Annotated in this window: 7 protein-coding genes, 1 tRNA gene and 1 pseudogene; 5 read left to right on the top strand and 4 right to left on the bottom strand. The window is 65.3% G+C overall.

What is annotated here, in order from left to right; all coding sequences use genetic code 11:
* A partial coding sequence (gene eno / locus AC1DJT_RS31285; protein WP_476835578.1) for a phosphopyruvate hydratase occupies positions 1–868 on the bottom strand: 868 nt, incomplete at its 3' end.
* A gap of 143 nt (positions 869–1,011) precedes the next feature.
* On the opposite strand from eno, the gene queF reads away from it, so the two are divergent.
* Positions 1,012–1,467 carry a preQ(1) synthase gene (queF, locus tag AC1DJT_RS31280; RefSeq protein WP_441505496.1) on the top strand — a complete coding sequence of 152 codons (456 nt, stop codon included), beginning with the start codon at positions 1,012–1,014 and terminating at the stop codon, positions 1,465–1,467.
* Between the two features lie 2 nt (positions 1,468–1,469).
* On the opposite strand, the gene AC1DJT_RS31275 is transcribed toward queF, so the two are convergent.
* The 3 genes from AC1DJT_RS31275 to AC1DJT_RS31265 all read right to left on the bottom strand — a co-directional run bounded on the left by AC1DJT_RS31275 (position 1,470) and on the right by AC1DJT_RS31265 (position 5,036).
* Positions 1,470–2,672 carry an MFS transporter gene (locus tag AC1DJT_RS31275; RefSeq protein WP_441505497.1) on the bottom strand — a complete coding sequence of 401 codons (1,203 nt, stop codon included), beginning with the start codon at positions 2,670–2,672 and terminating at the stop codon, positions 1,470–1,472.
* Between the two features lie 6 nt (positions 2,673–2,678).
* Positions 2,679–3,539 (bottom strand): 3-deoxy-8-phosphooctulonate synthase, encoded by an 861-nt coding sequence (kdsA, locus tag AC1DJT_RS31270; RefSeq protein ID WP_441505498.1) that lies wholly within the window; start codon positions 3,537–3,539, stop codon positions 2,679–2,681.
* Between the two features lie 72 nt (positions 3,540–3,611).
* On the bottom strand, positions 3,612–5,036 hold the full coding sequence (locus tag AC1DJT_RS31265) for a multicopper oxidase family protein (RefSeq protein WP_476835577.1): 1,425 nt from the start codon (positions 5,034–5,036) through the stop codon (positions 3,612–3,614).
* A 227-nt stretch (positions 5,037–5,263) separates the two neighbouring features.
* Here AC1DJT_RS31265 and AC1DJT_RS31260 point away from each other — a divergent pair.
* From AC1DJT_RS31260 to clpX, 4 genes and pseudogenes are all read left to right on the top strand, one after another.
* Positions 5,264–5,348: transfer RNA gene (locus tag AC1DJT_RS31260), tRNA-Leu, on the top strand.
* A 91-nt stretch (positions 5,349–5,439) separates the two neighbouring features.
* On the top strand, positions 5,440–6,891 hold the full coding sequence (tig, locus tag AC1DJT_RS31255; RefSeq protein WP_476835576.1) for a trigger factor: 1,452 nt from the start codon (positions 5,440–5,442) through the stop codon (positions 6,889–6,891).
* 147 nt (positions 6,892–7,038) lie between these two features.
* Positions 7,039–7,665: an ATP-dependent Clp protease proteolytic subunit gene (locus AC1DJT_RS31250; RefSeq protein ID WP_441480223.1), complete on the top strand. Its 627-nt coding sequence runs from the start codon at positions 7,039–7,041 to the stop codon at positions 7,663–7,665.
* A 343-nt stretch (positions 7,666–8,008) separates the two neighbouring features.
* Positions 8,009–9,199: pseudogene (gene clpX, locus AC1DJT_RS31245) on the top strand (ATP-dependent Clp protease ATP-binding subunit ClpX); the annotation flags it as partial.
* Positions 9,200–9,227 lie beyond the last annotated feature (28 nt).

Below are 9,227 nucleotides of genomic sequence, written 5' to 3'. Positions count from 1 at the left end.
CGGCCATGCCGTCCTCGATCGAGACGATCGGGTAGTTGCCGACGAGCTTGGCGAGGTATTTGGCCTGCGCCTTCGGATCGCGGGTTTTGCGTTCGCCTTCATAGACGTAGGAGCCGTCCTTGAAGAACTCCGTCGCGGCGCAGTCGAGTGCCAGCGCGATGTCTTCGCCCGGCCGGTAGCCGGCCTTCTCGACCGCCTGCATGACGAAATCGAGCGCAGCCTCGGCCGATTTCAGGTTCGGCGCGAAGCCGCCCTCGTCGCCGACATTGGTGTTGTGGCCGGCGTCGTGCAGAGCCTTCTTCAGCGTGTGGAAGACCTCGGCGCCCATGCGCAGGGCTTCCGCGAAGGAAGGCGCGCCGACCGGCATGATCATGAATTCCTGGAAGTCGATCGGGTTGTCGGCATGGGCGCCGCCATTGACGATGTTCATCATCGGCACGGGCAGGACGCGGGCGGAGGTGCCGCCGACATAGCGATAGAGCGGCAGGCCCGAGCATTCGGCTGCGGCCTTGGCGACGGCGAGCGAGACGCCGAGAATGGCGTTGGCGCCGAGCTTCTTCTTGTTCGGCGTACCGTCGAGATCAATCATGGTCTGGTCGATCGCGGCCTGGTCCTCGGCATCCATGGCGACGAGGGCTTCGGCGATCGTGGTGTTGACGATTTCGACGGCCTTCAGCACGCCCTTGCCGAGATAGCGGCTCTTGTCGCCGTCACGCAGCTCTACGGCTTCATGCGCGCCCGTCGAGGCGCCGGAGGGGACCGCGGCGCGGCCCATCGAGCCATCCTCGAGCACGACGTCGACCTCGACGGTCGGATTGCCACGGCTGTCGAGGATTTGGCGGCCGATGATGTCGATGATCGCGGTCATGGGAGGCTCCGGTGCGAGGCGAAACGGAAGGATGCCGCGCTTCTAGCCAAGCGCAGGCGTAACGGAAAGAGGCGTCGCGGCGATTGGCCGGTGGCGCGGGCGCGCCCGAGGCTCTAGAAGGCCGCCTTCAAGGAGCCATGACCATGACGATCGACGCCTCGACCCTGCAACTGGGCCATGCCAGTGCACTGCCGCAATCTCCCGAGGAGGCCCGCCTCGACCGTGTGCCCAATCCGCATGCCGGCACGAATTATCTCGCGCGCTTCACATGCCCGGAATTCACCTCGATCTGCCCGGTKACCGGCCAACCCGATTTCGGCATCCTGGTCATCGATTATCTGCCCGGCCAATGGCTGGTCGAATCGAAGTCGCTGAAGCTCTATCTCGGGTCGTTCCGCAACCACGGAGCCTTCCACGAGGATTGCACCGTCAATATCGGCAAAACACTGGTCGAGCTGCTCGAGCCGGAATGGTTCCGCATCGGCGGCTATTGGTACCCGCGCGGCGGCATCCCGATCGATGTGTTCTGGCAGACCGGCGAGCCGCCGAAGGGGCTCTGGCTGCCCGATCAGGGCGTCGCTCCTTACCGCGGCCGCTGAGTTCAGGTCCGCGAGCCTGCCAGCGGCAGGATGCGCGGCGTCACGATGCCAAGCAGGCCGATCCCTGCCGCAAAGAGCAGGATCGCGCCTGTCGTGCCGAGCAGATGCAGCGCGATGCCCATGGCGACGGGGCCGATCGCATGGCCAAGGAACAGCGCGCAGGCGAAGAGCGAGACGGCCGAGCCGCGCGCTGTCGGAGCGAGCTCGGTCGCCTGAGCCTGGAAGGTGCCGTGCATCAGGAAGAAGCCGAACCCGTTCAGGGTGAACAGGCCAACCGCGCTCCACCAGGGTAAGAAGGGCAGCGAGAACAGCACATAGCCCGTCGCCATCAGGAGCCCGCCGGTGACCGTCATGCGGGCCGGTCCGAGGCGCTCGACCAGGATGCGGGTCAGGATCCCGTAGATGATGCCGCCAAGCCCGGTTCCGGCGATCACCAGCCCGGCCAGCGAGGGGCCGATCCCTGAGCGCTCCTGCAGGATCGCCGCGACATAGGGCGGCATGCCGAAGATCAGGCTGCCCTCGGTGATGACGATCGCATAGAGCAGCTTGCTGCGCGGGTTGGCGAAGACGGATCTGTAATTCGCCAGCGCGCCCGCAAAGCTGAGCGGCAGCCGTGCCGCGTCCGGGCGCGGCTTCAGCACGACGATGACCAGAAGCGCTGCAGCCGCCGCCATGGCAGCGGCCATCACGAAGACACTGCGCCAGCCGAAATGCTCCGCGATGACGCCCGAGCAGGCGGCCCCGGCCATTTGCCCGACGATCATCAGGACAAGGAAGCGTCCGAGCAGTACCTGCCGCTCGGCCATTGGCGCGCGGTCGCCGATCGCGGCCATGGCGATGGGGATGACGCCGCCGGCAACGATGCCCGTACTCGCTCGGATCACCGTCAGTACGTCGAAGGACAGGGAGAAGGCGGCAGCCATCGAGAGCAGGGCAAGCAAGCCGAGGCAGACACTGATCGTCCGCAGCTTGCCGACCGAATCCGCGATCGGGCCCAGGAAGGGCTGACCGACCGCGTAGGCAAAGGAGAACGCAGTTGCCATGGCGGCGATCTGCGCAATCGTCCGGCCGAACTCGGCTGCCAGTGTCGGCACCAGCGGATCGAGGATCCGCATGGTGAAGGTCGATGCGAAGCCGCAGGCCCCGAGGACCAGGATCAGCGGGCGCAGCGAGGCGGGCTTGGTTGCGGTAACGGGCTTGTCCATACGGCCTTAAACCGGCGCGCGCCTCGCCTTGGCAAGCCGATCAAAGCCTTGCAGCTCTGCGATCAGCGCAGGGAAGTCCGCGAGCGGCACCATGTTGGGGCCGTCCGACGGCGCATTGTCGGGGTCGGGATGGGTCTCGATGAAGAGGCCGGCGACGCCGACCGCGACCGCGGCCCGCGACAGCACGGGCACGAATTCGCGCTGACCGCCTGTGGAGGCGCCCTTGCCGCCCGGCTGCTGGACGGAATGCGTCGCGTCGAAGATCACCGGTGCCCCGATGCCGTCGGCCATGATCGGCAGCGACCGCATGTCGGTGACAAGCGTGTTGTAGCCGAAGGACGCTCCGCGCTCGGTGACCATGACATTCGGATTGCCACTCTCGGTGATCTTGGCCGCGACGTTGACCATGTCCCAGGGGGCCAGGAACTGGCCCTTCTTGACGTTGACGACGCGCCCGGTCTGTGCGGCAGCAACCAGCAGATCGGTCTGACGGCACAGGAAAGCAGGAATCTGCAGGACGTCGACGACCTCGGCCACGGCGGCGCATTGCCCGGCCTCGTGCACATCGGTCAGGACCGGCAGGCCGGTGCGTTCGCGGATCTCGGCGAAGACGGGCAGGGCGGCCTCGAGGCCCATGCCGCGCTGCCCCTTGACGCTGGTCCGGTTCGCCTTGTCGAAGGAGGTCTTGAAGACCAGTCCGATCTCAAGTCTTGCCGCTATCTCCTTGAGCGCAAGCGCGATTTCTAGCGCGTGCTCGCGGCTTTCCATCTGACAGGGGCCGGCGATCAGGGCAAGCGGCAGGGCGTTGCCGAAGCGGACCGGCCTCGCGAGGTCGGCGCCGATCGTGACGATGGCGTTGGCGGACATGGCGGCTCCAATGCGGTTGCTGGTGGCGGGCTTAGGTCGCTCGTCCGGCTGAGGTCAAGCCGGGGCCGCAGMTCAGGTCACCTCGAACCAGGTCCAGAGACCGAGATCGAAGCGCTCCAGCACGGTCGACGAAATCAGCCAGCGGCCAGGATTGTCGGCGATGAAGGCGATGTGCAGCCGCCGCCCTTCGGGGATCTGGACGGTATCGAGGAAATAGGGCTCCCAGCCGTCGTCGAGCGGATGCAGCAGGCGAAAACTATGGCCGTGGACATGGATCGGCTGCAGGAAGGCAGTGCGATTATCGATCGCGATCACCACCGGCGCGCCGCGCCTGACGCTGAAGAGGGGCTTGGCATCAGGCGTGCCGACTGCACCGTTGATCGCCCAGGGCCGGGCGAGATCGAGGCCGGAGAGGTCCAGTTTGCTGTCGGCGGTGACCTTGGCTCCGCCGGTCACGACGACTTCGCTACGCCTGGCGTCCTGCAGTCGCACGGCGAGCGGCAAGGCCGGATTCGGCTTGAGCGCAGCGATCTCGCCTGCCGCCGCCTGCCTTGCTCCCTCCGCGACGAAGCGCAGCAGAGKAACGCCCGAGCCGGTCAGCGCCGTGACCATTGCTGTGGCCCCCGCTTCGTCCGGCATGTCGAAGACGAGATCGTAGCGCGTGCCGGGGGCGAAGGGCAGCTGAGCGCGCACGGGTTCGAAATTATCGGTCGGCTGGCTGTCGACGGCCATGACGAAGGGCTTGATGCCGTCGAAACGCAGCCGCGTGATCCGGGCATTGCAGGCATTGGCGAGGCGCAACCGAACGCGTGCCCCAGGGAGCACCGCGATGCGCTGCGGCGGCGCCTTGCCATTGACGGTGATCCAGTTGCCGAGCCGGCCGGCGGCGGCTCCTTCGGGCCCCTTCGCGTCAAAGGGCTGGATCGATTGGTCGTCGCCCAGCAGCCAGTCGGTCACCACCACCGGCAGGTCGAGATCGACGCGTGGCGGCTCAGTCTCCTCAACGATGAGCAGGCCAGCCAGGCCGCGTCCTGCCGGCTCGGACGAGCCGCCGACGAGGAGAGGGCGATACAGGAAGAAGCCCGAATCGGGCGGCGTCAGCCGGTATTCGAAGCTGGCTCCCGGCGCGATCGGCTGCTGGCTGAAGCCTCCGACACCATCCATCTCGGACGATCCGCGTAGGCCATGCCAATGCAGACTCAGCGGTTTCGTCGTTCGGTTCTCCAGCCGGAGCCGCAGCGTCTGTCCCAGCTTGATCCGCAATACGGGCCCAGGCGTTTCACCGTCGACGGCCCAGACTTCGCTCTCCGGGGCCGGAGGTGGCCGCAGGCGTATCTTCGCCGGGCCGGCAACGAGGTTCCGGTTCGGCGGCGCGGCTGAATCGGCGTTCTCCGTCAGGGACTTCACTGGGGTGGTGGCCGGCAAGGATTGTGCGCCGGCCTCGCCCAGGACTGCACAGGCGCCCAGTCCCGCCAGCACGATGCGCCGTGTCGGCATGGTCGCCTGGCAACTGTGAGAAGGAGGACGGCGAGCGCTTCTGTCGGTCATGGCAAGCGGCATAATCCGTGGCGCGCGATCTGGCGAGAGGCCGGTATGGCGCCCCTGATTCAACGGCTTCGCAGAACCGTCGCATTTTTTTGCTGCATGCCGCGCCTGAAATGCGTATAGCACCGCGGCCCAACGATGGCGGCGCTGCGTTTGCTCGCGCGCAGCGCATCGGGTCGGCGGGCGTGGCGGAATTGGTAGACGCACTGGATTTAGGTTCCAGCGGCGAAAGTCGTGGGGGTTCGAGTCCCTCCGCCCGCACCAGACTTGGCCGGATTTCTCAAGCGCGGCGGCGGGCAACCMGACGGCGCGCGTTTGGATTTTTGAATTAACGAGCAGTTGGCGGAACGAAACAATGAACGTGACCGAAACCCTGTCCCAGGGCCTCAAGCGCGAATTCCAGGTGGTGCTGAACGCTGCCGACCTCAAGACCAGGCTCGATGATGGCCTGCAGGGCCTGCAGGGCAAAGCGCGTATCAACGGTTTCCGCCCCGGCAAGGTACCGGTCGCGCATCTGCGCCGGCTCTATGGCCGTTCGGTCATGGCCGATGTGCTGCAGAATGCAGTCAACGAGGCCAACCAGAAGATCGTCGCGGATAACGGCCTGAAGCTCGCTTTCGAGCCGCAGATCCGGTTCCCCGAGAACAAGGACGAGATCGAGGCCGCGATGGAGGCCAAGGGCGACCTCGCCTTCACGGTCGCGCTCGAGGTCCTGCCGAAGTTCGAACTCGCCGACATCTCCGACGTTTCCCTGGTCAAGCCGGTGGCGGAAGTGCCTGAGAGCGAAGTCGATGCCGCGCTCGAGCGCATGGCGTCGCAGAACCGCAGCTTCACCTCGAAGGGTGCGAAGGCCAAGGCCGAGAAGGGCGATCGCCTGATGATCTCCTTCGTCGGCACGCTCGAGGGCGAACCCTTCGACGGCGGCACCGGCGAGGGCATTCCGCTCGATCTCGGCGCGGGGCAGTTCATCCCGGGCTTCGAGGATCAGCTCGAGGGCGCCAAGACCGGCGAGAAGCGCACCGTCAAGGTGACGTTCCCGGAGAACTACACCGCGACCCACCTTGCCGGTAAGCCGGCCGAGTTCGAGGTCACCGTCGACGACGTGCAGGGTCCCGACGCCCTCAAGATCGACGACGAGCTCGCCAAGGGCTTCGGCATGGAGTCGCTCGATGCGCTCAAGAGCGCCGTTCGCGAGCAGATCGGCCGTGATTTCGGCGCCCAGTCGCGCCGCAAGATCAAGAAGAGCCTGCTCGACGCGCTTGATGGCAAGTACACGTTCGAGCTGCCGCCGACCCTGGTCGAGCAGGAGTTCGCTGCCGTCTGGAGCCAGGTCGAGGCCGACATGAAGGACGCGAAGAAGACCTTCGCGGACGAGAACACCACCGAGGACGAGGCTCGCGCCGAGTACCGCCGGATCGCCGAGCGCCGGGTGCGCCTGGGCCTCGTGCTTGCCGAAATCGGTGAGCAGGCCAAGGTTCAGATCTCGGATGACGAGGTCACCCAGGCCCTGGTCGAGCGAGTCCGTCAATTCCCCGGCCAGGAGAAGCAGGTCTGGGAGTTCTACCAGAAGAACCCGCAGGCTCTCGCCGAGATCCGCGCCCCGATCTTCGAGGAGAAGGTCGTCGACCATCTGCTCAGCCAGGTGAAGGTCGAGGACCAGACGGTCAGCCGCGAGGCGCTCTACGCCGATGAGGACGCCACCGAGGAGGCCGGTGAGGCCAAGCCGAAGAAGGCAGCCGCCAAGAAGGCCAAGAAGTCCGAGGCCAAGGCGGACGACGCTGCCAAGGCCGACGACGCTTCGGCCTGAGACTTTCGGAAACCTTGATTCAAGATTGGCGCCGCCCGGCAATGGCCAGGGCGGCGCTTCCCTTTTCAGCCACGATCCGCGTGCTTATGTGGATGGTATTCACGAAATCCGCTGATTCCCGGCGACCGCGACCCCAAGGACAGACCCATGCTGCGCGATCCGATCGAGACCTACAACAATCTCGTCCCGATGGTGGTCGAGCAGTCGAGCCGCGGTGAGCGCGCCTTCGACATCTACTCGCGCCTGCTGCGGGAACGCATCATCTTCCTGACCGGCCCGGTCGAGGATTTCTCCGCCTCGCTGATCGTGGCGCAGCTGCTGTTCCTCGAGGCCGAGAATCCGAAGAAGGAAATTTCCTTCTACATCAACTCGCCGGGCGGCGTGGTCACGTCGGGCCTGTCGATCTATGATACGATGCAATTCATCCGCTGCCCGGTCACGACATTGTGCGTCGGGCAGGCGGCCTCGATGGGCTCGCTGTTGCTGACCGCGGGCGCCAAGGACATGCGCTTCGCGCTGCCGAATGCGCGCATCATGGTGCACCAGCCCTCCGGCGGCTTTCAGGGCCAGGTCACCGATATCCTGATCCACGCACGCGAGGTCGAGAACCTCAAGCGCCGGCTGAATGAGATCTATGTCAGGCATACCGGCCGCAACTACGACGAGGTCGAGGCTGCGCTCGAGCGCGACAACTTCATGACTGCCGAGGCGGCCCGTGATTTCGGCCTGATCGACAAGGTCATTGATCGGCGTCCCGAAGACGCCGCGGCCTGATCGGGCCGGAATGGAGAACCGGGCAGGGGCCGAAACACGCCTTGGGCGTTTCGGCTCCCGTCTGGTGTCGGCTGCGACGAGCCGCCCCGCTATCTGTGGGTTGGCTTGATCAGCCGGGCGTCCCATATTGATTTGGAAAGCGGCCCCATGCTTGCATGGGGACTCGGGTGAGCGGACAGGCGCAGCTGGTGTCCGGTTTTGGGTCAGGTTTTCAGGTCGGATGTCTCGACCTGACGCGTTAACCTAATAATCGCGAACTGAGCGGCCTATTATGACGGAGAGACGACGCCCGCATCCGCTTCGGCTGGTGTGGACCGACTCCGGAAATGGAGATGAACGATGAGAGCTGATTGCGGGACCGACCGTGTTCATCTGCGACGAGTGCGTCGAGCTCTGCATGGACATCATCCGCGAGGAATCCAAATCCGCGCTGGTGAAGTCGAAGGACGGCGTCCCGACCCCGCGCGAGATCCGCAAGGTGCTGGATGACTATGTCATCGGCCAGGACCACGCCAAGAAGGTGCTCTCGGTCGCGGTTCACAACCACTACAAGCGGCTTTCGCACGCGACGAAGCACAACGACGTCGAGCTGGCGAAGTCGAACATCCTGCTGATCGGGCCGACCGGTTCGGGCAAGACGCTGCTCGCGCAGACTCTCGCCCGCATCCTTGATGTGCCCTTCACGATGGCGGATGCGACGACGCTGACCGAGGCCGGCTATGTCGGCGAGGATGTCGAGAACATCATCCTGAAGCTGCTCCAGGCCTCCGACTACAATGTCGAGCGGGCACAGCGCGGCATCGTCTATATCGACGAGATCGACAAGATCAGCCGCAAGTCAGACAATCCCTCGATCACCCGCGACGTCTCGGGCGAGGGCGTCCAGCAGGCGCTGCTCAAGATCATGGAAGGCACGGTCGCCTCCGTGCCGCCGCAGGGCGGGCGCAAGCATCCCCAGCAGGAATTCCTGCAGGTCGACACCACCAACATCCTGTTCATCTGCGGCGGTGCCTTCGCCGGGCTGGACAAGATCATCTCCAGCCGTGGCAAGGGCACCTCGATCGGCTTCGGCGCGATTGTGAAGGCCCCGGACGACCGCCGTACCGGCGCGATCTTCCGTGAGGTCGAGCCCGAGGATCTGCTGAAATTCGGCCTGATCCCGGAATTCGTCGGCCGTCTGCCGGTTCTGGCGACGCTCGAGGATCTCGACGAGGCGGCGCTGAAGACGATCCTGACCGAACCGAAGAACGCGCTGGTGAAGCAGTATCAGCGCCTCTTCGAGATGGAGGATACCGAGCTCACCTTCACCGATGAGGCCGTCAGCCTGATCGCGCGCAAGGCGATCGAGCGCAAGACCGGCGCACGCGGCCTGCGTTCGATCATGGAGAGCATCCTGCTCGAGACCATGTACGAACTGCCAGGGCTGGAAGGCGTCGAGCAGGTCGTGATCGGGCCGGAGGCTGTCGAGAACAAGTCGCGTACGCTCTTCATCTATGCGGAACGCGAGGAAGAAACGAAGTCGGCCTCGGCCTGAGCTCCGCTGAATTTGGCCATTTCGGGAA

The sequence above is a fragment of the Allobosea sp. 05T422_2 genome (genome assembly GCF_056396265.1).
Note: the sequence above shows the minus strand (reverse complement) of the source record. Positions and strands in the feature narration are given on the sequence as shown.

Excerpts from the sequence above, each read along its gene's own strand:
- tig (WP_476835576.1), top strand. The coding sequence starts at position 5,440 with ATGAACGTGACCGAAACCCTGTCCCAGGGCCTCAAGCGCGAATTCCAG.
- AC1DJT_RS31250 (WP_441480223.1), top strand. The coding sequence starts at position 7,039 with ATGCTGCGCGATCCGATCGAGACCTACAACAATCTCGTCCCGATGGTG.
- kdsA (WP_441505498.1), bottom strand. The coding sequence starts at position 3,539 with ATGTCCGCCAACGCCATCGTCACGATCGGCGCCGACCTCGCGAGGCCG.
- AC1DJT_RS31275 (WP_441505497.1), bottom strand. The coding sequence starts at position 2,672 with ATGGACAAGCCCGTTACCGCAACCAAGCCCGCCTCGCTGCGCCCGCTG.